Source organism: Nonomuraea jiangxiensis, from assembly GCF_900099965.1.
Lineage (GTDB): Bacteria > Actinomycetota > Actinomycetes > Streptosporangiales > Streptosporangiaceae > Nonomuraea > Nonomuraea jiangxiensis.
Genome location: NZ_FNDJ01000031.1, coordinates 78,778 through 104,908, shown reverse-complemented (window position 1 = coordinate 104,908; position 26,131 = coordinate 78,778). Strand labels below are relative to the sequence as shown.

Below are 26,131 nucleotides of genomic sequence, written 5' to 3'. Positions count from 1 at the left end.
CAGTCCGGCGCCGCCCGTCCACGAGACTGCCGTAAAGCTCGCGATGGAACCCGAACCGGACTTCCGACCGTCCCTTTTGATAGAAGGGATCGACCGACCGCCTACCTACCGCACCCGTCCCGTGACAACCCGCAGGCCAGTTCCCGCTGAAATTCCCCCATTCGACACAAGGAGTACGAATCGGTGAATCCGCACGCACTTGCCCACCGGGCACACCGACATGGCTGGGACGTGCAGACCATCCCGCGATCCTCCGGCCCTGTGGTCATCCTGCAACGTGACGGCTGGCGCCTGGAGATCGCGTTCGACGGTCACGCGCCCAAGGAGGCCACCGCCAACCAGGCCGGGCAGAACACCGGCAGGCAGCTCAACCTTCGCTCGATCAACGACTTCGTGCACCGGCCGGGAACGGACCGGTTAACGCACCCCCGCCAGGACCGGCGGCGGGCCGCCCACCGCAAGGGCGACCACGAAGCGGGCAGGCGTCCCGGCGACCGCCGGCAGGACGGCGACTCGAACGGGACCGAGTGACGGCCCGGCATCGCTGCGGGCGCATGCCGGGCCGTCCGGTGTCGTGTCATGCGGCCCGGCCACGCTCGCCGGAGCCGAGGCGCGAACCAGGTCTAGCCGATCCAGAGCTTCCATCCACGAACCTGGGCATGGGGCGGAATGCAGTACCAGGAGGAGGCCCTGCCGCTGCGCGTCAGGTTGGCGCCCGCGGTCTCGCAGGCGGTCCTCGAGTGGTAGACGCCCCACAGCTCGTACGCCAGGGACGATGCGGACGACGCCTGCGCCGCGGACGGCGTGAGCACGGTCATGGAAGCGGCCGCGGCGATGGTCGCCGTGGCCAGGACTTCGCGGATCAGCAGGGCAGGATTCCCTTCGTGGTGTTGTGATCAGCACCACGAAGGTCACATGGCGGCCGTTGGGTGGCCTTGTCGCCGAGTGCCAGGTTGCTACGTTTGCGCGCCGGTTTCGGCCCGCACCGGCGCCGGCGACGCCCGTCCAGCGGCCGCTCGCCCTGCCCCGCGCCGATCGACGGCCACGGCAACCGCGATGGCCTCAGAAGGGGAAGTCGCGGTCCTGGTCGCGGGCGGTCACCCACTGCAGTTCGGTGAAGGTGGCGAGCGCCAACCAGGACACCATCCGGGTGTGGTCCTGCGACGGGACGCAGGGCACCACGCCCGGCTATCACGCCCAGGGCTTCATGAACGGCGGTGCCACGCTCAGGTCGCCATCCCCCGCGGGTGATCGACTCAGCGGGGAGACGCCTGATCGCGGGACAGGCCGTCGAAGAGCAGGTCGAGCAGGCGGTCGAGGTCATCGGGGTCCGCCGGTGCGGTCTGGTCGTGCGCCCAGGCCACGGCGAGTATCAGCTTGAACAGCTCGACCGGGACGAGGTCGGCACGGATCTCGCCGCCGCGCTGGGCGTCGGCCAGCAGGGACCCGCCGGCCTCGCGCATCGCCGCGCACGAGGCGTACAGGGCGGAGGTCTCGTCCCGCAGCGTGGCCGACAGCGCGGCGGTCAGGCCCCGGTAGGTGGTGCCGGCCGCCGCGAGGCGCCGCGTCCACCCCCTGAGCGCGTCGATGGGACGGCCACGGTCCCGCAGGGCGCGGGCCTCGGCGGTGAGCGCGTCGAACCGCTCGCGCAGCACCGCCTCCAGCAGGGCCTCGCGGGTCGGGAAGTGCCGGTAGAGCGTACCGATCCCGACGCCGGCGCGGGCCGCGACGTCTTCCAGCGAGGCGGTGACGCCGTCCTGGTCGAAGACGGCGTGCGCCTCGGCGAGCAGCCGGGCGCGGTTGCGCCGGGCGTCGGCCCGCAGCGGCCGTGCGCTCGCCTCGCCGTCCATGAACGCTCTCCTCACCCGTCCTTGCCAATCGGAGCCTGCCTCCGTATCTTAGCATCCGATAAATCGGAGGATGCCTCCGAATAGCTCCGGCGAGAGGTGAGGACCATGGACCTGGGAGAGACGCGCGACAGGCTGGGCGCCTTCGGCGTGTGGATCGCGCCGATGACGCTGCTCAAGACGCCGGTGGCGGTGCAGCGCGAGCAGTTCGCCCGCATCGAGCGATTGGGGTACGGGTCGTTGTGGACGGGGGAGCCGCCGGCGACCTCCCCGGTGAGCGGGCGGGAGATCTTCGCCCAGCTCTCCGTCGTCCTGGGCGCGACCCGGCGGCTGGTGGCGGGCGCCGGTATCGCCAACGTCCGCAGCCGTCTGCCTCTGACGATGCACGCCGGCGCGGCCACGCTGGCCGAGGCCCACCCGGGGCGGCTGGTGCTCGGCCTCGGCGGGCAGCCCTCCGAACGCCCGATCACCCGGTTGCGGGAATACCTCGACGCCATGGACGAGGCCGCCGCCCGCGTGCTGCCGGACATCCGCTACCCGCGGGTGCTGGCCGCGCTCGGCCCCAAGGCGCACGAGCTCGCCGCCGGGCGGGCCGACGGCGTCCACCCCTTCCTCCAGCCCGTGGAGCACACCGGGATCGCCCGCAAGACGCTCGGCCCCGGCCCGCTGGTGATCCCGCACCAGGCGCTGGTCCTCGACACCGACCCCGGCACGGCCAGGGGGCGGATGCGCGCGATCCTGAGGATCGGGCAGCGCAACGTGGAGACCCCCTACACCGCCAACTACCGCAGGCTCGGGTACGGCGACGCCGACCTGGCCGACGACCGCAGTGACCGGCTCATCGACGCCACGCTGGCCTGGGGCGAGGAGGACGCGGTGGCCCGCCGGCTACGCGACCACCTGGACGCGGGCGCCGACCACGTACTGCTGCATCCCCTGGCGGGCGACCTGACCGCGACCGTGGACCAGCTCGAACGCCTCGCGCCCTACCTCCTCCCGGCCCAGCCAGGACCCGCGTGAACCCACCACCCGCCGGCGCCGAGGTTTCGTGGCGGCTTGATCGGCACTTTCAGACGCCTGGCTTTGAGGCCAGGGAAAAAGCCACAGAACGTGTGTCCGTTCCGTCACCGCGGCGGCTGCTCTCCCGGGTTGTACTCGTCCTCGGCCGCCGATTCTCCGGCGGCCGGTCACCGACAGAGGGGAAGAGATGAGTACACGGGGAACCGAGCGGCGATCGACGTTCACCTCGCTGCGCCGGCACGGGGGGCGCGCGGCGACGGCGGGCGTGGCACTGGCCGCCTCGCTGGCCGTCCTGGCGGGGCCGGCGCACGCCGCGGGCAACGTGAGGGTGACGGGCAGCCTGCTGGAGATCACCACGAACGACGTTCCGGACGACGTCCTGATCAGTCAGGTGAACGGCCAGCTGGTCGTCAGGAACAACGGCGACCTGCTGATTGCCGGCGCCGCGTGCGCGTCGGTCACCAAGAACGAGGTGGTCTGCGAGGCCGAGGGCGTCACCCACATCGCGGCCATCACGCGGCCCGGTGACGACGTCGTGCGCAACCGGACCACGCTGCCGTCGCGGGTGAGCCTCGGCGACGGCGACGACCGGTTCATCGGCGGGCTCGACACGGACCAGGTGAGCGGCGGGAACGGCGATGACCGGCTCGCCGGGATCGCGGGGGACGACGTTCTGCTCGGCGACGCCGGCCAGGACAGCGCCAACGGCGGTGACGGCACCGACAAGTGCGAGGCCGAGATCGTCACGTCCTGCCCGTAGCCCTGAGGTGCCCCTCGGCGGAGTGCCGCCGAGGGGCATCCAGCCGGCAGCGCTGTCGCTGACCACCCGGCGCCATGACCGCGTCATGGTGCCGGGAAATGGGTGGGTGGGCGAGGCGCGAGCGTGGTGGTGGCCTGGAGTACGTCCTCGGCCGGGACACGCGGGCCGGCCCTCAGGGTGATCGTGGCGTCGTCCCGGTCGATCACGTAGACGGTGCCCGTGTCCGTGGCCCGCCGCCAGGTTCGAGGGCCGGTCCGTTCGTACTCCGAGTCCTCACCGGGCGGCTCCACCCGGGATCTGACGATCGCGGCGATGGCGGAGGCGTCGCGTTCGGCCGGATCGGCGGCGGGGTCGGGTGCCGACGGGCGAAGCACGTAGCGCAGCCCGCCGGAACGGGTGGCGAGGTGGTCGATCGTGTAGCCGGGCAGGTGAGGAGCGATGAGGGGGATGCCGAGCTCGGAGAGACGCGGGCGCGGGGCGGCCGCCGGTGCCGGCGCCGTGGGCGGAGGACCGCCGACGGCCATCAGCGGCACCTGCTGCCACCACCACCAGGGCTGTCCCGGCGTGGTGAGCAGCGCGGTCAGCCCGTAGGCGAGCGTCGTGATGACGCAGATGACGGCCAGGACGTTCGGGATGAGCCGTGAGATCACCCCGTCGAGGAGCAGCCAGAGGATGACGGCCGCGATCGGGGCCGGGAGTGCGACGTGCCAGGCGGGCCGCACCCGCAGCATCCACAGCGCCGGCCAGGACGCCATCAGCAGGAACAGCACGGTTCCAGCGAAGAGGACCATCCCCTCACCGAAACGGCCCCAGCCATAGCCTGAAGTGGTGTAGGGGACGAACGCCAGGCCCGCCTGGGCGATCACCCAGGTGAGCAGTGGGAGCGCGAGCCCGACGAGCGCGGCGGCCGTCACGCGGCGCGCCAGTGGCGTGGAGCGGTTGCCGAAGGAGGTCACAGGATCAAGGGTGACAGCGGCCACCGCGCGCTGGGAACCGCCGGTTCCGGTCGGCCGCGCCCCTCCCCTCACCGGATCGAGACCGATGTGTGACAGAACGTGCTGCCCTTATTGACAGTCGCCCCGGGGAGAGGGAGCTTGGCCAGGGGGCGCCTCGGGGGTTGCCGAGCGGGCGCCGCTGTTCCCAGAGGGGTGTGGTTCCGATGACGTACGCCGCGTCGCTCCCAGGCACCGCCTTCATGGCGGCGAACCCTCACCGCGCTTACGAGGTCGGAACCGGCGACTTCACCGTCGCCGCGTGGGTCCGTACCGCGGCGCCGGGCGGGACGGGGACGGTGATCGGGCGCAAGGGAACCGAGGGGGGAGCCGGCCAGGGCGGGTTCCTGGTGGTGATCCAGCCGGAGGGGTTCGTCAAGTTCGCCACCGACAACGGCACCGGCTTCTGGGAGGCTGTGACGGCCACGCGGACGGTGGCCGGTGACGGTTACTGGCATCACCTGGCGGCGGTCCGGCGGGCCGGCGCGCTGGAGATCTACGTCGACGGCGTGCGGCAGCAGGTGGTGACGCGAGGGACCGGCACGTCGCCGTTGAACGTGTCCAACGGGCGGCGCCTCACGGTCGGCTGCGTCGACCAGACGCAGGAGCGCTACCGCTTCCTCACCGGTACGGTCGGCGCGGTCGCCTTCTGGGCGGGGGCGCGGACGGCGCAGCAGGTGGCCGCCGACATGCGGACGGTGCCGGAGGGCGCGGAGCCGCTCGGCTACTGGGGCTTCGATCTCGGTGACGGCTCGGACCGTTCCCGGCAGAACAACCCGATGGCGGCCGTCGGCGGCGGCGTGACGTTCACCAGTCCCGGCGCACCCGTTACCAAGGGCGACTTCGCGGCGGTGCTCAACGCGGGCGGCCACCTCGCCGCACCGCCCAACAACGCGTACGTGATGCAGGCGAACGACTTCACGATCGAGGCGTGGGTCCGCACGGCGGTCCCGGGGGGCTCGGGAACGGTCGTGGGCTACAAGGGCACGGAGGGCGGGCCGCAACAGGGCGGATACCTGCTCGTCGTCAGGCCCGACGGGACGATCAAGTTCGCCACGGACGACGGCACGACGTTCCGTGAGGTCGTCACGGTGCCGACGGCCGTCAACGACACGCGCTGGCACCACGTCGCCGCCGTGCGCCGGCAGGCCGTCCTGGTCGTCTGCCTCGACGGGCGGGAGGTGGCCGGCGCGATGGGCGGGCCGGGGGCGGGGCCGCTGCCGATCACCTCCGTCCGGCGGCTCACGATCGGCACGGTCGATCAGGCGCAGGAGCGGTACCGCCCCTTCACCGGGGCGGTGGACGAGGTCAAGCTGTGGCGCGTCGCGCGGACGGTGGCGCAGGTGGCGGCGGACATGGGCGCCGAGCCGCGGGCGGACGAGCCGGGGCTGGCGGGCTACTGGCCGTTCTCGTACCAGAGCGGGCACGACCTGTCGGCCGTCGCGAACGCCGCCGCCATCACCGGAAATGTCACGTTCCAGACTCCGGGCGCGAGGGGAGACCACACGCTGTCGTTGACTGGGGGCGCCTTCCTGTCGGCGCCCGCGCATCCGGCGTACACGATCGGGACAGGCGACTTCACCGTCGAGGCGTGGATCCGCGCGCCCGCCGGCGGTTCGGGCACGGTCGTCGGGCGTAAGGGCACCGAAGGCGGTCCCGGCAAGGGCGGATTCCTGCTCACGGTCAAGCCGGACGGCATGGTCTCGTTCGCCACGGACGACGGCATGAGTTTCTGGGTGGCCGACACGGCCCCGGCGGCGCTGTCCGACGTCACCGTCAACGACGGCTACTGGCACCACCTGGCCGGCATCCGCCGCTCCGGCCTGCTGGAGATCCACATCGACGGTCGGAACGTTCCCGTCACCGCCAACGGCTCGGGGCGTACCCCGCTCAACGTCGACAACGGGCTGCGGCTGACCATCGGCGGCGTCGACCAGGCCCAGGAGCCGTACCGCGCCTTCAGCGGGTCCGTCGGCGCGGTGGCGCTGTGGCGGAGCGCCCGCCCGGCCGCCGACCTGTCGCCGCTCAAAGGCGACGAACCCGGCCTGGCAGGCTACTGGGACTTCGGCCTGCGGGACGGCTCCGACCTGTCGCCCGCCCACAACACCATGACGCCGACCGGCACCGTCACGTACGTCTCCCCAGGCCCGCCGTACGGTCAGGTCATCGCCGACGCGCCGGTGCCCACGCAGCTCGCCTACGACGCGGGCACGCTGCACCTGGAGTGGCGGGCGGTCGCCTCACCGCCGGCGGGCGGCGCGTACGCCGTCGAGGTCCTCGACGCGGACAACCGGCCGGTGGCCACCGCGCAATCCAGGACCATCTCCACGGACGTTCCCGTCACCCTCGACCCGGCCGTCCGTTACCGGACCCGGGTGCGGGCCGTCGGCGCGTTCGTCGCGGGACCGTGGTCGGCGGCCGTACCGCTCGTCTCCGCCGTGCCGGAGGTCACCGCGGTCGAGTACGACGGGACGACGGTGAAAGTCGCCTTCACCGCCACGTCGGGCGTCACCGCCGAGCTGGTGGTGGACGGGAAACCGGCCGCGACGGCGAGCGGCACGACCGGCCCGCTGGAGCTCAGGAAGACGATCACGGCCACCGAGCACGCGGAAGTACGCCTGCGCGCGACCGCGGGCATCGCCGCCGGCCCGTGGACGGCCGCCGTGCCGGTCATCGCGGCCGTGCCACAGGGCCTGCTCGTGGCCTGCGACGGCACCGGCATCACCGTCGCGTGGCAACCCCTCACCGGCGCGGCCCGGTACTCCGTCGAGGTCATCGCGGACGGTGTGCCCGGCGACCCGGTCGACGCGCCCGCCGGCCCCACCACGCACATGGCGCTCGCCCCGGGCGTCACCTACGAGGCCCAGGTACGCGGGCGGAACGGCGTGAGCCAGGGCCCATGGAGCCCGCCCGCCGCCGGGCCGTACGCGCGCCACCAGGTCGTCACCCGTGACGGGCTCGGCCGGATCCGGCAGGTGAGCGACGAGCACACGCGCACCGCCTACGAGTACGACCCGTTCGGCAACGTCACGTCGATCACGACGACTCCTGCTTCCTGACCCCACCGGGAGATCCCATGAGCATGCCGCTGGGGCAACCCGTGCCCACGCTGCGTTACGAGAGCTCCGCCGGCGACCCGCAGCCCGTCTGCGAACTGCGGGCCGCCGACTCGCTGCAGGCCACCTGCCTGTCCGGTTTCCAGCCGGCGGCGGGCACGTTCGCGATGTGGCTCTCGACGACGAGCGCCACCGGCACGGAGACCCTCTTCTCCTACACCTCGCCTGAGCGGGCCGGGGTCGGCCCGCTCACCGTGCGCAATGCCGGCAATGTGGAGGTCCGCCTGGGCTCGGTGACCACCGGGCCGACCGGAGTGGTGGTCAACGACGGCGCCTGGCACCGAGTGGCGGTCACGTACGAGGTGGCGGGCCCGGCCGGGCACTTCGCGGTCTGCGTGTACCTCGACGAGAACCTGGTGTTCCGCTCTCCAGCCGGGCTGGCCACGGCCCGGCGGCCCATGGCGGGCGGCGACTTCGCCGTGGGCGGCGGGCTGGCCGGGCGGGTCAGTGAGGTCCAGGTATGGGACAGGGCGCTGACGGCGGACGCGGTGCGGACGGGGCAGTTCCGGCGGGCCGTTCCCGGCACGGACGGGCTGGTGGTGCACTGGCCGCTGGACGTGCCGCCGCCGGGGAACCCGTCGGCCGCGATCACCACGTCGCCGCTGCGGTTCCGGAGCGGGCGGCTCACCGCGACCTGGGCGGCCGTGGCCGGCGCGCCGGCCGGTTACCACGTGAGGCTGGGGGCGACCGACGGATCCTGGGACGAGCCCGGCGACACGACGGACCTTTCGTACACGACGACCGCCAACCCGGTGCCGGCCCCCGTCGGGGTGACGGTGGCCGCGTACTCGGACGCCGGGACGGGGGCGTGGAGCAACCCCGTGGAGATCAAGGCGTTCGAGCCGCAGATCCCCGACGTCCGGCTCACCTGGGACGCCGCCGCCGGACAGCTCGCCGCGCGCTGGGCCGACCTGGCGCAGCGCGCGTCCTTCACACTGGAGCTGTACGAGGGCGACGCCGAAACGCCCGTGTCCGTGGCGGACGTGCGGGCCCTGACCTACGACCTGACCGGCAGGCTGGACCAGGACACCACCACCCGGCTGGACGTGCGCACCTTCGCGCTCGGCTCGCTGGGACCGGCCCAGCCCCGCTACGCCGCGCCCGCGCCCACCGCGCTCGCCGCCCGCTACCGGCTCGCCGACGGCACCCTGACGTGCTCGTGGAGTCCTCCGGCGGGGGCCGACGGGCTACGGCTGGTGGTGACGCCGCGCGGCGGAGGAGCCCGCCACGCCGCGACGCTGGCGGCCGGGGCCGACCACCTCGACCTCGCCCGGACCGACTACCCGCTCACCGCAGGGACCGTCTACGACGTCCGCGTCCGGGCCTTCGGCGGCGGCACGATCGGCCCGTGGGCCGCCGTGGCCGTCGCCCCGCACGACGTGGCCGTGCCCGTACTGGCCTGGACGTACACGCCCGGGGCCGACACGCTGGCCGCCACGTGGCAGCCGGTGCCGGCGGGCGCGGTCTACGAGGTACGGCTGCTGCAGGGCGGCACGGAGGTCGTCGGCCGCACCTCGCTCGAACCGCGCTACGACGTGACCTCCCTGCTCGGCGACGCCAAGGCGTACAAGGTCCTGGTGGCCGCCGTGGAGGACGGCGTGGTGGGGCCGGAGAACGTGCCGGTCACGCCGGTGCCGCTCACGCCCGTGCTGCGCCACCTGGTGGAGACGCACACGATCGAGGTGTCCTGGGCGGCCGAGCAGCCGGAGGCGTACGTGCGGCTCAGCAAGGCCGGCACGGTATTCAACGCCCAGCGCTCGGTCACGGGCGGCGTGAGCGTCGCCGCGCCGGCGGCCGGCTTCCCCGACGGCACGAACGTGACCTGTGCGATCCGGGCGCTCACACCGGGGTTCCTGGGAGCGGTGGAGACGGCCTCGCTCACGGTCCAGCAGCTCGCCACGCCGGTGCCCGTCCTGGAATGCACGGTGCCTGCCACACGCTCGCCACGGGCCGTGCTCACCGCGCGATGGCCGGCCGTCAACCCGGGCCTCACCGTCCTCTACCAGGTGCGGGTCACGGTCGACGGCACGCCGGGGGCGGTGACGGACGCGACGGGGCTGAGCGCCGACGTCAGCGGCCAACTCGGCGCGCCCGGCGCGATCGGCGTGTCCGTACGGGCCACCACACCCGGCAACGTGGGCGCCTGGAGCGCCGCGCCCGCGGTCGCCGCGCCCACCGGGCTCACCCTCGCCTACGACGAGGACAGCGGCCGGCTCGACGCCGGCTGGACGGCCACCGGCGCAGAGCACTGCTACCTCGAGATGACCGTGGCCGGGGACGACGAACCCACCTACCGCGAGTGGCTGGACGGCACGGCCGGCCGGAAGCAGCTCGCGCTCGATGCCGCGACCGCGCGGCGCGGCGTCACGGTCCGGGTCCGGTCGGTCCAGGGCGCGGCGCTGTCGCCCTTCACCACCGCCACGACCACGCTCGCGCCGGTCCCGGGACCCGTGCTCCAACCGCTCACCGACACGCTCTCACCCGAGCGGAAGATCGGCGTGACCTGGGATTTCGACGCGGCGCAGGCGGGTCCGGGCACGCTGCTCGGGTTCACCGTCACGCTCACCGGACCGGGCGGCACCGTGAACACCCGCCCGATCGACGACCCCGAGGCCCGCGGCACCGAGTTCGCCGACTCCGGCCTGGCCATCAACACGACGTACACCGCCCGCGTGCGGGCGCGGGTGCGGCGGCCCGACGGCACCGTGCAGTCGGGGGCGTGGAGCCAGCCGGCCGGCATCACCTTCGGCGTCGGCCGCCTCGGGCTCAGCTCACTCACCGCCACCTCGAACAACGAGGGCGACCTCACGGTGAACTGGAGCATGGCCCAGCCGGTCACGGGCGCGACGTTCACCATCCGGGTGGGCTCGATCTACACCAGGCAAGATGTGAGAGGCACAGGGGACACCCTCCTGGCGAGCGTCACCGAGGTCGTGCGCGGCACGGAGTACGAGGTCGGCGTGCGGGCCGTGGTGCCCGCGAACGGATCGGGCCCGGTCGTCGGCGAGGAGAGGACCTGCAAGGTGACGGCGGGCAAACCGGAACTGCCGGCGGTGCCCGACACGCCCCACCACGGCGACCCCGTCAACGTCGCCACCGGCTCCTACGGCTACGCCAACACCGACCTCCTGGTGCCCGGCCCGGTGCCGCTGGCCTTCCAGGTGACCTACCGCAGCGACAGCGCCCTGCCCGACGACGAATACCCGCTGCCGAGCACCCCGATGGGCGCCCGCTGGAACCACAACCACAACACCCGGATCCGGCGGAGCTCCGACGGCAAGCTCGTGGCCGTCATCTGGGGCGACCTGTCGGTCGTCACCTACGACGTGCCGGCGTCCGTGACCGGCAGGCAGCCGGAGCGCGGCGTGCCCACCGGGTCCACGCTGTACGTCGCCGCGGACCTCACGTACACGCTGACCACCCGCGACCAGTCCGTCTATTCCTTCGACCGCGCCGGCGCGCTGCGGTCGGTCACCGACCCGGCGGGCAACGTGACCCGGCTGGAGTACACCGACGGCCTGCTCACCCGGGTCAGCGAACCGTCCGGGCACTGGCTGCGGCTCGACTACCACCCCGACGGACGGGTGGCCCACGTGACGGCCGACACGGGCGCGAACGTGTCGTACGACTATGCCGGCGCCGATCTGACCACCTTCACCGACCCGCTCGACGGCACCCGGCGTTTCCGCTACGACGGCCGCTCCAGGATGACCGAGATGATCGACGCCACCGGCGCGACGCTGGCCGAGAACACCTACACCGACGGCCGGGTCACCTTCCAGCGCGACGCCCGCGCGGTGGCGGCCGGGGAGAACTGGGGCACCACGTTCGCGTACGTCACCTCGGGGACCACCACGACGACCACGATCACCGACCGCGAGGGCCAGGTCACCACGCACGTCCTCGACGTGGCGACCCAACTGCCCGTCGAGCAGACCGTCCGGCTCGGCCCGAACCTGGTCAGGCGGACCAGGTTCGCCCACGACGGCAACGGCAGGCTGCGCCGCCGCGCGGTCACCGAGGGGCCGCCGCAGGCGCTGCCCGCCGAGGACGTGTGGACCTACGACTACGACGGCGCCGGCAACCTCGTCACCGTCACCGACCCGCTCGGCGGGGTGGAGCGCGGCGTGTTCGACGCGCGCAACCGGCCCGTGGAGCGCACCGACCGGCTGGGCAACACCACGAGGTACGCCTACGACGGCCCGTCGCTCGCCACGATCACCGACCCGCTCGGGCAGGTCTACCACGTCACCTACCGGCCCGGCCCGCCGAACGGCCTGGTGGAGACCGTGACCGACTTCTGCGGCGTCGTCACCCGCTACGACTACGACGACCACGACCGGCTGCGGACCGTCACCGACCCGACCGGTTCCACCGAGTACGGCTACGACCGCTGGGGATGGGCCGAGACGATCACCCGCAGGGACCCCGCGGGCACGGTCGCCCGGGTCGAGAGGCGCGAGAACGACGCGATGGGCCGGCGGCTGCGGCGGCGCGTGACGTACGCCGGCCAGCCCGAGCCGGAGGCCTTCGCATACGAGTACGAGTACGACGACGAGGGCCGCCTGACCCGGCTGACGAACGCCGTGCACGACATCACCCGGTTCCAGCTCGGCAGGTCGGGCCTGGTGGACCTGGTCACCCTCGCCAACGGCGACACCCTCACGCCGCGGTACGACAGGGAGGAACGGCGTCGCTCGCTCGACTTCGGGGCCGGGGTCGTGGAGCTGGCCTCGTACGACGCGCTCGGCCGGGTGCTGACGACGACCTCGCCCCTCGGCCACGTCACCCGCCGCGACCGCGCCTTCGCCGCCACGGCGGCCGGGTCACGGTTCACCCTCACCCTCACGCTGCCCGAGCCGGGGCCCGACCGGCGTACGCCGCTGAGCCGGCAGGTGGTGACCGACGCGCTGGGCCGGACGGTCGCCCGGGTGGACGAGGCCGGGGGCGAGACCACGTACCGGTACGAGCACGTCGCGCTGCCCGGCGCGGGCACCGGCCTGAAGGTCACCACCGTGCTGCCCCGCACCGGCCCCGGCCAGGCCGTGCCGTGGACGCGCAGCGTCACCACGGACCCGCTCGGCCGGGTCGTCGAACGTGTCAACGAACGCGGCAAGCGCACGACCTGGGCGTACGCGCCCGCGAGCACCGTGCGGGACCCGGGGGCCGCGGCCCTGGCGGTGACCGTCACGCGGCCCGGCGGCGGCGCCGAGGTGCGCCTGCTCGACTGCGCCGGCCGCCTGGTCGAACTGCGCCGCGGCCAGGACGCCGAGGCCAGGACCGTCAGGATCGGCTACGACGCGCTGGGCCGCACCACGACGGTGACCACGTCGGGGGCGGACGGCCTGCGCTCCACCACGACCTCGACGTACGGCTACGCGGACGGGCGGATCACCGTCGCGATCGACACCGACGGCGCGGGCGGGCCCGTGCTCGCCTACGACGGGGAGGGCCGCCTGGTGACCTGCACCGGCCCGGCCGGCCGCACCGAGACCTACGGGTACGCCCCCGGCGGCGCGATCGCCACCTACCGCAACGGCCGCGGCCAGGTCGTGACCCACGGCTACGACCGGGCCGGCCGGCTGACCGACCTCGCCCCGCCGGACGGGCCGCCCGTCCGGCACGTACTCGACCTCGACGGCAACCGCACGAGCACGGAAGTGGGCGGCACGGCGCAGATCACCCGCGAGTTCGACAAACTCGGGAGGCTGACCAAGCGCACGGTGGACGGCCGCGCCGTCGGCTACACCTACGCCGCGCTCGGCGGCGTCGCCACCCTCGACTACCCGCTGCAGAGCCCGGGCACGCAGGTCACCTACCACTACGACGGCCTCGGGCGGCTGGCCACGGTCACGGACTGGTCCGGCCGGACCACGACGTACGGCTATCACCCGACCGGGGAACCCGCCCAGATCGACGCGCCCGGCGGGGTGCGCACGAGCACGGAGCTCGACGACGACGGCCGGCTCGGGCGGCTGTCCACCTGGCTCGGCCCCGCGCTGCTGACCAGGGCGGACTACGCGTACAACGCGTGCGACGAGGTCGTGGACGTGCGGGAGATCCTGACCGCCGTGCCCGAACGCGATCCCGCCACCCGGCACCTCACCTACGACCGGGGCCGCCTGGCCAGGGCCGACGGGGTGCCCGCGGCCTACGACGACGACGGCAACATGACGACGGTCCCCGGGCTGGCCGGGCCGCTCGCCTACGACGTGTTCGGCGCGCCGGTCGCGTTCGCGGGGCGTACGGCGGCCTACGACGCCGACGGCCTGCGCACGCGGATCGACGGCGTGACCCACCGCAACGACGCCGTCGGCTACGTCGACCCCTGGCGCGAGCAGGCCGACCCCGTCCGGGCGATCACCAGGCGGCCGGACGCCATGGCGGGGGCGGACCGGCTGCTGATCTCCGAGGGCACGAGTCCCGTCCGGTACGTGCACGGGCTGGGCCTGATCGGCTCGGAGGCCGCGGACGGCACGTTCACCACGTACGTCTTCGACGGTCAGGGCAGCACGGTGGCGCTGGTGAGGAACGGCGCGGTCGTCGCCCGGCACGCCTACGACCTGCACGGCCGGCGCGCCGGCGGTGACCCGCTGGACCAGCCGTTCGGGTACGCCGGGCGGTTCGGGGTGATGACCGACGCGCCGGAGCTGCTCAACATGCGGGCCCGCGCGTACGCGCCCGCGACCGGCGGCTTCACCGGCCAGGACTTCCTGCTCGGGCGGCCCGTCTCGGGAGTGGCGACCAACCGGTACGCCTACGCGCTGGGCGACCCGCTGCTGCGTGGTGACCCGCTGGGCCTGGATCCGTCGTCGTCCTGGGGCCCGGTGGTCTTCGGGGTCATCGTGGCCGGCGGGATCGCCGTCGTCGGCGGGCTCACCTTGTACTTCGGCTCGACGGCGGGCGCCGCCGTCCCCGCCGTCGACACGGCGATCGAGCTCAGCCGGTTCACCGCCTCCAGCAGCGAGGGCGGTGGGCTGCTCGAAGAGAGCGGCGAGGCCGAACTGTCAGAGGGCGAGGCCTCGGGGGAGGAGACCTCCTCCGAGGGCGAGCAGAACCCTGCCGAAGGGGAGTCCGCCGGTCCCCGCCCTCAGACCTACCTCGGAAGATCCTTCCGGAGCAGCTCGCCCACCTCCCTCATCCGCGAGGAAGTGGAGTACGCCGGCCGCACGCTGGTGCGGCGGTCAGGTCCCGGCATCCAGCGAGGCACCCCGTCGCCCGTCGGCTGGGAAAACGGGTAGGAGGAACGTCCCATGATCAGCCTGGATGACCTGCGCGAAGCCGTCGACGCCCACCACGCGGCCGTCCGTTTCGCCGTCCCCCTCGCACAGGTGCCCGGCGACGTGGCGGCCGAGGGCGGGCGCGTGGTCCTCACCTACGACAGCACCCGGGTCGCCGCCGTCCGCGACGGCTGGAACCTGGAGCGCCCCACCGGCCTGGCCGGGCTCGGCTGGACGCTGGAGACCTCCGCGATCACCCGGGACGCCACCGGACACCGGCTGCGGCTGGACGGCGCGGACTACCGCCTCATCCCGTCGGCCTCCGGGTACGCCGCCGATCCGCACACCTTCTGGCGCGTCTCCTACGACGCCGCGGCGGAGACGTGGACCATCGTCCGCGAGGACGGCGTCCGCCTGCTGTTCGGCGGCGACGGGGCGGTGGACTGGGGGTACACGTTCAACGGCTGGGCGGGCGCGAGCGTCCAGACCGCGGGCCGTACCCGGGTCGCCGACGCCTGGTGGCTGGTCTCGCGCACCGACGTGTGGGGCAACACGACGGCCTACACCTACCGCCAGGACACGGCCACCCTCGCCGACGGCGCGACGTACGTGCGCGCGACGTACCCGCTGCGGATCACCGGGCCGGACGGCGGCCGGATCGACTTCGGCTACGCCGACAAGAACCCCACCGAGTACGCCGACCCGGGCGACGGCTCACGCGCCCGCCAGTCCAGGTACGGCACGCGCGCGCTCGTCACGCTCGACGAGGTCTCCCCCGGCGGGACGACGCTCACCACGACCACGCTCGGCTACACGGCACCACCCACCGGCGACCTGGCCGTCATCGGGGCGCGCGACCGGGAGAAGCGCCTGCTCGTCTCGCTGACCAGGTCCGTGCCCGGCGGTTACGCGACGCCCGGGGTGGACTTCGGCTACGACACCTCGCCGGTGTCGCCGTCGTACGGCCTGCTGCTGCGGGTGACCACCCCGGCGGGCGGCGTGGCCGAGTTCGCGTACGCCGCGCCGGCCGTGACGCGGGCCACGCGGGACCTCGCGCTCACCCCGCCGGCGGGCACGGGCGCGGCCGAGCCGAAGGTGGCCTTCGGCGAGGAGTTCGCCGTGGTGTTGTGGCCGCGCGCCGACTCCACGGTCAGCGCGACGGCCTACCGCTGGCAGGGCCGCTGGGTGCCGCATGACGTGCCGGTGCCGCAGGGAACGCTCGCGACGCTGACCGTCGTGACCGGGCCGCGCTGCTTCGCCGTCGTCGGCGCGGCGGCGTACACGCTGTTCCACGCCGACCCGGAGACGCCCGACGGGTGGATCGGGTCGGCGGCGGCTGAGCCGACCGGGCTGCCCCAGGGCGAGCCGGTCGCCGCCGCGGCGGCCGACGGCGCGATCGCGCTGCTGGGCACCAGGGCGGGGACGATGACGGTGCGCTGGTTCGACGGCGCGGCCTGGCAGAGGCTGCCCTGCCCGGCCCCGGCGGGCACCACGCTCGCCGCGCTGGACGGCCGCGACGGCACGATCACCCGGCTGTGCGCGGCCACGTCCGCGGCCGAGCAGAGCGTCACCACGGTCCGGCGGGACCCGGCCGCCGGGTGGGCGGCCACCACGACGCGGATCCGGTCGTGGGCCGTCGCGCCGGTCCGCGCGGCGGTCGTCCAGGGCGCCGGCTTCGCCGTGCTGACCTGCGAAGGCTGGTCGGGCCCCGACCGTACGGCGACGTGGCTCGCGGTGCGGCAGGACGGGCCCGCCCGGACCACCGTGACGACGGCCGTGCTCGGCGAGGTCACCGGCGGGGCGGCCGCTCCCGCGGTGAGCACGCGCGGCGACGCCGTGCTGATCGGGCAGGTCGCGTATCGCTACGACGGTACCGGCTGGCGTCGCTCCGACCTGTCGCTCCTGACCCGTCAGGGCACCGCCCGGCCTGTCCTGGGCGCCGACGTGGTGTGCCGGGCCACGACCGGCTCGGGCGGGACCGTCTACGACCTGATCGCCTACGACCCCGCCACCGCCACCTGGTCGTACGTGCCGGAGGTGAGCGGCATGACGGCGGCCTCCGGCGCGCTCGCCGCCGGCACCGGCCGGTACGCGCTCGTCGGCACCGGCCTGTACCTGCGCGGGGCGAACGGGGTGTGGGCCCTGGCGCTCGACCTGAGCCAGGCGCTCGCCCGGCAGGCGACGCCCGGGCTGTTCGGCGAGTCCCACGTGCTCTACGAGACCTCCGCGGGCGTCACCGCGATCCCCCTCGAACCCGGCGAGCCCGGCACCGCGATCAACCTGGCGGGCGCCCGCCTCGCCGCCGCGGGCCCGGCCGCGTTCGCCACCAGCACCGGCACCTGGGGCACGGACGCCGTGCTGCGCCTGCACCGGGTGGTCGCCGGCGACGTACGCGGCACGATCACGCCGGCCCAGGTCACGTCCGTGACGCTGTACGGCTCCGGTCGGAGCACGGACACCGGACCGGACAGCGCCTACAACCGGGTGCCGGTGGGCTACCTGGTGGACCCGGCCACGGCCACGGTCTCACCCGACGGGCAGCGGGTGGCCGCCGCGAGGGTGACCATCGCGCCGGGCACGGCCGACGCGGCCGCCCCGGTCAGCGGGCGCACGGTCGTGGACTTCTTCAACGGGCTGTCCGCCGCGGAGGCCGCCGGCCTGGACCGTCCCACCGGCTCGGCGACCAACGCCGCCGCGCACCTGTCCAGGCTGCCCGGCACACCGTACGCCCAGGCCGTCTACCGGCAGGACTCCGCCACACCGGTGTCCAGGACCACGATGTGGTGGTGGGTGACCACGACCCGGAGCGGCCCCCGCGACGTGGGCGGCTGGGCGCGCTGCCGCGAGGACCTCGCCGAGGTCGACGGCGCGCCGCTGCGCAGCACCCACACCTACGACGAGCTGACCGGCCTGATGCTCAGCACGGCGCGCGCCGAGGCCGACGGCCGGCTCGTCCGGGCCGACTTCACCCACTGGTGGCGCGCCTACGACCCGGACCGCACGCTCAACCTGCTCAGCCCGGTCGTCCTGACGCTCACCTCCGCCGACGGCGTGCGCACCGGCGGCGAGGCGACGACGTGGAGCGACGACTGGGGCGAGGGCCCCGGCCGGTGGGCCCAGCGCGCGACCTACCGGGCCACCACGGCCGAGGCCGCCGACTTCACGGCCTGGCGGGAGGGCTCGGTCGTGCCCGCCGGGTGGGAGCCGGCCCACCTCGTCGCCACCCGCACGCCCGACGGCCGGGTCACCGGCACCCGCGACGCCATCGGCCTGCCGGGCAGCACGCTCTACGGCCCCGCGGGCTCGGCCGCCTTCGCCGCCGCCGACTGCGCCGCGGGCGAGGCGCATTTCTACGGCTGCGAGCCCGGCGAGGACCCGGGCCCTTGGCGCTACCGGGAGGCCGGCGGCGCGAGCGGGCCGGTTCAGCCGCACCTTGTGGCCGGGGAGAGCCAGCTGGGGTCCGGTTCGCTGGCCGTGGTGGCGGACCCGGCGGGTGCGGCGGGGCCTTACGCCACATTCGTCCCGGCCGGGCAGGACCGCGCCTACCTGTTCTCCTGCTGGGCGCAGACCGGGCCCGGCTACGTCGAAGGGAACGCCCGCGTCGAGATCGACGTCACCGCGCTCGGCGACCCGCCGACGCCGCTCGGCGACCCGATCAGGGCCGACCTGCCCGTCACCGGGGGCACGTGGCAGTACGTCTCGGCGACGATCCCGCTGGCCACCCTGCTGGACGGGCATCCGGGCACGACGGCGAGCCTGCGGGTGCGCGTGGTCAACACGGCGGCGGACACGCCCACCGGGCCGCAGGTCATGGTCGACGGGCTGCGCCTGCAGCCGCTCGACGCCGCCTTCCACGCCGAGGTCCACGACCCGGCGACCGGGCTGCCGCGCGGCACGCTCGGCCCGAACGGCGCCACCACCCGCCTCGTACGCGACGGCAACCGGGTCGTGACGGCCACGATCGGCCCGGACCGCGGGTCGGCGCGGCTGCGCGTGCCCGGATTCGCCCGGCTGCTGACCCCCGACGGCTCCTACGCCGAGAACCTCCCGAACACGCTGCTGGAGGTCACCTCCGGCGGCGACGTCGAATACCACGACTTCGAGTCCTCCGACGCCGGGCTCTGGACGCTGCCGTCCGGGTGGACGATGGGCGGCGGGCGGTTGGCGTTCGACGGGACCGGCGGCGGGACGTACGGCAGCCGCGCCGTGCTGAAGGACTTCGCCGCCGCCGACGTCGCGGCGTACGTGCGGGTGCTGCCGCAGGCCCAGCCGGAGCGGCGCAAGGTCGGCATCGGCTGCGGCAACGTGCTCGTCTCCCACGACGATGCGACCGGGCAGTGGTCGCTCGCCTACGACGACGGCGGCACGTGGCGGACGGCTGTCACCCGGCAGGGCGCGTTCACCCACGGTGACCTGGTGTTCTCCATCCTCGACGGCCGGGTCTCCTGCTTCGCCGGGGGCCGACAGATCCTGTCGCACCGGCTGGGCGGGGTCGTGCCCGACGGCACGCTCGGCCTGTACCTGTCGGGGCCCGGCGCGTTCGCCGACCTGGTCGCGCTGGCCGAGCCGGAGCTGCGGTTCACGCTCTGCGACGCGCGCGGGCTGCCGCAGCAGTCGCTCGACGTCCGCGACGCCCAGAACGTCGAGGCCCACGGGCTGCTGTACGACGACGTCGGCCGCCCCTCGTACGACAAGAACCCGGTCCTGGCGCCGGTGCACGACACCGGCGACGTCATCGGCGGCGGCGTGGCGGGCTACCTGCCCGGCGGCGTGAGCAGCGTCGCCGAGTACAAGGCCCCCGGCCACGGCGCGCCCTTCGTCCAGGTCGGCTACGAGAAGTCGCCTCTGGAGCGGCCGGTGGCGCTCGGCCTGCCCGGCGACGAGCTCGCCGTGAACGGCGGCCGGTCGACCTCCCTGACCGTCGCCCGCAACAGCGCGACCGGCGCCATGGCCGGAGCGGTGCCCGACGCGCAGGCCGACGGCTACCGCCTGGTCACCCTCACCGAGGCCGACGGCGCCACGGCGCTGACGCTGACCACGGCCGACGGCCGGGTGCACGCCGAACGCCGAACGCTGAACGACGGCACCAAGCTGACCACCTGCTACGACTACGACGGCGCGGGCCGCCTGTGCGCGATCCGGCCACCCGGTTCCGCGGGCGGCGGGACGGGGGGCACGACGACCTACACCTACGACTTCCTGGGCCGGGTGACCTCCACCGACTCCCCGCAGAGCGGCACCACTCGGTACGCCTACGACCGGTCGGGACGCCTGCGCTTCACCCAGGACGCGGCCGACGCGGCGGCCACGCCCGCCCGGATCGGCTACCGCAAGCTCGACCGGCTGGGCCGGATCGTCGAGGCCGGCGTCATCACCGACCCGGCGCTCACCTGGGAGACCGCGGCCGGGCACGCCGACGACCCGGCCTGGCCGGGGACCGGAGTGACGTTCCAGGCGCACCGGGCCTTCACCTTCGACACGGCGGGGGAGGGCCGCCTGGCCCAGGTCGTGACCGGCGCCGGCGCGACGGCCGTCACCGAGCACTACACCTACGACGCCCGCGGCTCGGTCGTGCGGTACCGGGTGGCCGTGCCCGGGTTCGACGACCACGTGTGGGAGTCGGCCTACTCCTACGACAGCCGGGGCCGGTTGACCGGCATCGACCTGCCCAAGGCGGTCACGGACGGGGAGCCGCCGCTGCGCGTGACCTACTCCTACGACCGCTCGGGCCGGGTGGCCGCGATCGGCACCCCGCCGGACGACGGCGTGTACCGGCCGCTCGGCGCGGTCCCCGACACCAGCGCGACGTTCGCCCGCTACACCTACAACCCCGACGGCACGCCGTCGTCGATCGTGTACGCCGACGGGAACGTGCCCGTCACCCTGGAGTACACCGCGGCCGGCTGGCCATCCAAGATCACCGCCCCGGCGTACGAGGAAGAGGCGACCTACACCCAGGGCGGCCATCCCGGGCCCGGCGGCTTCCACGACGGCAAGGTGGCCTCCACCCGCTCACGCTGGTCGGCCGGGCCGGACGCGCCGTACCCGCTGCGCGAGACGACGACCCGGTACGGATACGACACGGCGGGGCGGATGATCGCGGCCGTGCCGTACCTGGGCGGCGCCCACCCGGTCGGCTACGACCCGGACGGGAACCTGACGACCGTGGGACGCGACGACGCCGTCGCCACCTACCGCTACCAGCCGGGCGAGCGGCTCCTGGCCTCGACGCCCCCGGCGGAGCGGGTGCTGTCCATCGAGACCGCCCTCGGCACGGGATTCGGCTTCGAGGAGGACGACCCGCCGCCCGGCTGGTCCTGGGGCCGGACCAACCTCGGCCCTGACGGCCCCTCCGTCGAGGCCGTGACCGGTGGGCCTCCGTCGAGCACCAGGTGCCTGCGCCTGCCGGGCGCCGTCCCGGGCGGCTCCTCCTACCTGGAGTACCGCTCGCGGTTCGACCTGCGCGGCACCTACACCGTCACGTACTACGTCGCCGCCGACCCCGCGCCCGACGGCCGGACGGGTGAGGCCGGCTGGTACGTCAACGTCCACGGCCCGCTGGGCCCGATCGGCACGCGGCTGGTCCACGCCCTGGACAACCCGTCCGCCACCTGGACCTCCCACACGTTCACCCTCGACCTGAGCACGCTGGCCGACCTCGCCCCAGGGTGGAACATCGCCGACATCGCGCTGACACTCGTCAACGGCCGGGCCTCGGCGCTGCGCGTGGACAACGTCAGCATCGCCGGCGTCGGCGCGAGCGGCCCGATCGGCTACGACGCCGCCGGCCGGATCACCGCCCTGCCCACGCGCGGCCTGGACTCCATCGCCTATACCCCCGAGGGGGACCTCGCCTCCGTTCACAGCGACGGCGTGTGCCCTTACGACAGCGAGTTCACCTGGGGGGACAGCACGGTCTGCACGCTGGCCACGCCCGCGGGGGACGGCGCCACGAACCGCACACTCGACCTGCGCTCGCCGGGCGGGCTGCCGCTGGCCCGCCTGGAATCGGTGACCGACGGCACCGGCGCGACCACCATGCGGCGCCTCTACTTCGTGCCCGGCCCCGGCGGCGTCGTCGCGGTCAGCGAGCGCGACAGCGTTCTGTACCCCATCCCCGGCGTCGGCGGCACGATCAAGGCGGTGGTGAACGACAAGGGCCGGCTCGTGCAGTACATCGACCGCGACGCCTTCGGCGCCCCGGAGGGCATGCTCCTGTCGGAGGAGGACCTGCCGCTGTACGACCGGTCGGTGTTCGATCCGGGGCTCGTCGATCCGCTGACGGGGCTGGTGCTGACCAGGCGCGGAACGTACGATCCCGTGCTGGGCCGGACCGTCGCCCCGGCGGTGGATCCATGCGGCCCGACGCCGCCCCCCGCGCCGCCCGGCCCGCCGGGCCCGGCCTACGGCGAGGGCCTGTTCGGCTGGGTGCGGAACAAGGTCGACGCCGCCCGGTTCCTGGCGCGCCTGCACCTGAAGAAGTCGTGGCAGTACCTTGAGCACGTCTACCCCGGCTACCCGGGGTACGACACGCACCCCTTCACGCCGCTGGTCGCCCACGCCGCCCTCTCCCGGCTGCCGGTGAGCCTGGTGCTCGCCGGATACGGCGTGCTCAGCGCGGCGGCCACCGCGCTCCCGCTCGGCTACGGGATGAGCCGCTTCGCGCTCCACCACTGGTGGTGGAACAAGTGTCCGGAGGGCATGTACAGGATCGCCATGGACCCGCTCGCCGAGGACATCTACCACCTGCAGTTCTACGGCCCGATGGAGGCGATCGGCGGCAAGGCGCTGCAGCCGAGGGCGGTGCACCAGATCCCCGACGGCTACTACATCTTCGTCGTGGACGAGTCGAAGGTGTTCCGCTACTGCGAGATGTACGACCGAGCCGGGGGCCACGAGCTCTACGTGCGGCACAGCATGCTGAACAGCGGCGGCTGCGCCAGAACCGCGGGCATGATGCGGGTCGACTCCGCCCAGCGGGAGATCATGCTCACCAACTCCTCCGGCCACTACCAGCCGAGCGTCAAGTCGCTGGAGGAGTGGGCCCGGCCCGCCCTGATCGACGCGGGATACGCCGACTGGAGCATCCCGACCTGCGATTTCAACCGGGTCGACCTCAAGACGCAGATGGCCGCCTATGTGCGTCTGCGACCGGAGCTGCGCGGAGGCAATCGATGAACGGCTTCACCCTCACCGGCGAGGCGGGGTTCGCCTGCTGCCGCATCGACGCCGACGGCACGGCCGGCACGCTGACCGGGCGGATCCAGGTACCGGCCGGGACGCCGCTGCTGTACGCGGCCGTGACCGGACCGCCCGCCGGGGTCGGGATCGTCCTCACCGGACCCGGCGGGGCCACCTACGCGACCGCCACCGACACCGCGGACACGCTCGTCGTGACCGGCGCCGACGGCCCGCTGGCGGTCCTGGTGAACGCGCCCGAACCCGGCCCGTGGACACTGGGCTGCACCACCACCGCGAACGCCGCCGGTTGCGCGACCCTGACGACCGCGCCGCGGGCCGACCCAGCCCCGGCCGCGCTGCGGGCACTCGGCCCGCACCTGGCGCCCGGGACCGGTGGCGGGCCTCCGGACCAGTTCGAGCTGTTCCGCGCGACGTTCCGGCCGTTCGCCACCGTGCTGGCCGCCGCGCCGGCGGCACCGGCGATGAGCCTGGCCGCCGCCACGGCGGCGGTGTTCGGCATCCCCGCCGACGCCGCCACCGCCCTGCTCGGCCTGGTGCGCGGCGGCAACGCCGAGAACGTGCTCATCGCGCTGGCCCAGCGGTTCGGCGCCACCGGCCAGAACCTCCTGATGGAGGTGCTGGCCAACGGTTCGGGCGAGAGCGGCCTGAACGGGTGGAGCGTGGGCGCGGGAAGCTGGCGGACGACCACCGGCACGGCCGACGCGCTCGGCTGGACGTCCGCGTTCGCCGCCGACAAGGTGAGCGGCCCGTGCCGCAAGTCGGCCACGGTCGACCTGGTCGCCGCCGGTCTCACCGACGGCTACCTCGACACCTCGCCCGAGATCGAGGTACGCGACTGGGTGTGCGCGATCGGCCCATCCGGCAGCACGTACGCGCTGACGGCCCGGCTCCTCGGCACCGCCCGCGACGTGCTCAAGGAGGTGCGCACGACCACGATGCCGGTGCCGCCCGCCGCCGGCGACGGACTGCCCGGCCGGACCGACTGGCGGCAGGTGCTGGTGTCGTTCCGCGACTACGGCCCCGGCGTGCGGTACGTCCAGTTCGAGCACACCGCGAGCGACCCGGCCGTGGACGCGGCGAAGGGATTCCGGATCAGCGGCTCCAGCGTGCGTGTCCTGCTCAGCCCCGGCTTCCGCCCGGCAGAACTGGTGGCCAATCCGAGCGGGGCCGACGGCCAGACCGGGTGGACCGGCACCGGCGCCTGGACCACCGAGACCGGCCCGGGCGTCGCCTGCCCGCAGTCCGCGGGCGCGACGGCGTTCGCGGTCGCCTCGGGACCGGCCGTCAAGCGGCAGCGCATCGACCTGGCCGACGCCGGCTACCGGCCCGACTTCCTCGACACCGCGCCGCTCATCCAGGTCGGCCAGTGGATGGCCACCGACCCCGAGGTGATCTGCACCTACACCTTCAAGGTCGTTCTGAGGAACGGCGCGGGCGACGCGTTGGCCACCGTTGACTCCGGTCCCACCGTCCTGAACCCCGCGAGCCTGCCCGGCCCCGCGTTCCTGCCCTACTGGGCCACGATCTCCGGGTACGGCGCGGGCCTGCGGACCATCGACGTCGAGCACTCGGCGGAGCCCGAGCGGCCCGTCACCGGCAGGAACCCCGCCAAGATCACCGGTACGTCGGTCCGGATCCTCGTCCAGCAGCCCGATCCCGAGCCCACGCCCCTCCTCCGGCGGGCCGCCGCCGCGCCGCCGACGGCCGTGCCGGACACGACCGTCGCGCCGTACAAGTGGGTGTGCCTGCTGCAGGTCACCCTGGCCGGCGGCGGCTCGGGGGTGGGGACCGGCTGGCTGATCCCCGCGGAGGGCTCCCGCTTCTACGTGATGACGGCCGCGCACAATCTGTGCAGCGAACTCGGCTGGACGCGGTCGATCACCATCGTTCCCGGAGCCAACGGGACCACCAAGCCGTTCGCCGCGCACACGGTCAACCTGGAGGACATGGACGTGCCGCTCGACTGGCTGGCCGACACCCAGGCCAGCATCCGCGGCATCGAGCGTGACTACCTGTTCGGGCAGAGCGTGGACGACTACGCCCTGATCAGGGTGCCGAATCCGCCGGCCGGCTGGGACCCCGGCGGGTTCAGGCTCTCGGCGCTGGACGACAAGCAGATGAGCAACCAGGCCGCCCGCATCACCGGCTATCCGCGCCGGCCGCCGTATCCGACGTCCGGCCCTCCCCAGATGTACGCCGCCGACATCACGCTGTCGCCCTACGACGAGGCCCGGGGCTCGACGGAGACCGACATGCGCCAGGGCGCCAGCGGCGGCCCCATCTACGTCCCCCTCCCCAGCGGCGCCCACCGGGCCGTCGGCATCGTCTCCCATCTCGGCTACTTCGAGGGCACGATCGTGGCGGGCTTCGACCTGTCGTACGACTTCAGCTACATCCTCTTCCGGCGGCTCACTCGGCCGGCCCTCGCGGCGGCCGACCGCTGGCGGCGTCCCGTCGCCGACAACGACCGCGTCTGCAAGCTCCAGCTCGTCATCAAGACCGGCTCCACGGGGCCGACCCTCGACAACGCGGTGTTCGCCATCGACGGCCACGACTACGACCTGGCCACGCTGTGGGAGCGCGGGGCCACCCACCTGTTCGGCGGCCGTAACCGTCCCAACGACATCAACGTCTACGACCTGACGCCCGAGCTCTACCGCGCGCACCCCGGCGGGCCCCGGCTGAGTGACCTGCTCGGCACCGCCTGGTCCCTGCGCCGTCAGGCGGTTCCGGCGAGCTGGAGCGAGTGGCTGGTTCCGTACTACTGGTTCAGCGGGCCCTGGTCGGTGGACCATCTCGCCTTGTACGTCAACGACCAGCTCCTGTACGCGCGGATGGTGCGCAAGGTCCTCCAACCCGGGGACCAGGCGGACGGCACCATCGTGCGCGGCCTCGCCCCGTGAACGGGGGCACGGTCGAACGGGTGGTCGGCGTGGCTTGACCGGTCGCGGCTCCGCCCGCTACGTAAGGTTCG

10 protein-coding genes are annotated in these 26,131 nt (G+C 74.0%); 7 read left to right on the top strand and 3 right to left on the bottom strand.

Annotated elements, in window-relative coordinates; all coding sequences use genetic code 11:
• Nucleotides 1-183: 183 nt before the first annotated feature.
• Complete coding sequence (locus BLS95_RS56320) at nt 184-531, top strand: hypothetical protein (RefSeq protein WP_176993716.1); 348 nt, start codon at nt 184-186, stop codon at nt 529-531.
• A gap of 92 nt (nt 532-623) precedes the next feature.
• Here BLS95_RS56320 and BLS95_RS56315 read toward each other — a convergent pair whose 3' ends face one another.
• Together BLS95_RS56315 and BLS95_RS44480 are read right to left on the bottom strand one after the other, a co-directional pair.
• Nucleotides 624-818 (bottom strand): hypothetical protein, encoded by a 195-nt coding sequence (locus tag BLS95_RS56315; protein WP_090945651.1) that lies wholly within the window; start codon nt 816-818, stop codon nt 624-626.
• Between the two features lie 438 nt (nt 819-1,256).
• A complete protein-coding gene (locus tag BLS95_RS44480; RefSeq protein WP_090945650.1) occupies nt 1,257-1,850 on the bottom strand; it encodes a TetR/AcrR family transcriptional regulator in 594 nt (197 codons plus the stop codon).
• A 105-nt stretch (nt 1,851-1,955) separates the two neighbouring features.
• Between BLS95_RS44480 and BLS95_RS44475 the strand changes: the two genes are divergently transcribed.
• On the top strand, nt 1,956-2,867 hold the full coding sequence (locus BLS95_RS44475; RefSeq protein ID WP_090945649.1) for a TIGR03620 family F420-dependent LLM class oxidoreductase: 912 nt from the start codon (nt 1,956-1,958) through the stop codon (nt 2,865-2,867).
• A 187-nt stretch (nt 2,868-3,054) separates the two neighbouring features.
• Complete coding sequence (locus tag BLS95_RS44470) at nt 3,055-3,627, top strand: calcium-binding protein (RefSeq protein WP_090945648.1); 573 nt, start codon at nt 3,055-3,057, stop codon at nt 3,625-3,627.
• Between the two features lie 83 nt (nt 3,628-3,710).
• Here BLS95_RS44470 and BLS95_RS44465 read toward each other — a convergent pair whose 3' ends face one another.
• The gene (locus BLS95_RS44465; RefSeq protein WP_090945647.1) at nt 3,711-4,583 is read right to left on the bottom strand and encodes a hypothetical protein; all 873 of its coding nucleotides are present in this window, start codon (nt 4,581-4,583) and stop codon (nt 3,711-3,713) included.
• Between the two features lie 203 nt (nt 4,584-4,786).
• On the opposite strand from BLS95_RS44465, the gene BLS95_RS44460 reads away from it, so the two are divergent.
• Genes BLS95_RS44460 through BLS95_RS44445 form a run of 4 tightly spaced genes read left to right on the top strand, consistent with a single transcriptional unit; the run spans nt 4,787 to nt 26,060 of the window.
• Nucleotides 4,787-7,678 carry a LamG-like jellyroll fold domain-containing protein gene (locus BLS95_RS44460; protein WP_090945646.1) on the top strand — a complete coding sequence of 964 codons (2,892 nt, stop codon included), beginning with the start codon at nt 4,787-4,789 and terminating at the stop codon, nt 7,676-7,678.
• A 17-nt stretch (nt 7,679-7,695) separates the two neighbouring features.
• Nucleotides 7,696-14,976 (top strand): DUF6531 domain-containing protein, encoded by a 7,281-nt coding sequence (locus BLS95_RS44455; RefSeq protein WP_090945645.1) that lies wholly within the window; start codon nt 7,696-7,698, stop codon nt 14,974-14,976.
• Nucleotides 14,977-14,988: 12 nt separating this feature from the next.
• The gene (locus tag BLS95_RS44450) at nt 14,989-23,133 is read left to right on the top strand and encodes an RHS repeat domain-containing protein (RefSeq protein ID WP_090945644.1); all 8,145 of its coding nucleotides are present in this window, start codon (nt 14,989-14,991) and stop codon (nt 23,131-23,133) included.
• Nucleotides 23,130-26,060 carry a hypothetical protein gene (locus BLS95_RS44445; protein ID WP_090945643.1) on the top strand — a complete coding sequence of 977 codons (2,931 nt, stop codon included), beginning with the start codon at nt 23,130-23,132 and terminating at the stop codon, nt 26,058-26,060. Before BLS95_RS44450 ends, BLS95_RS44445 begins: the two co-directional genes overlap by 4 nt.
• The last annotated feature ends 71 nt before the right edge of the window (nt 26,061-26,131 follow it).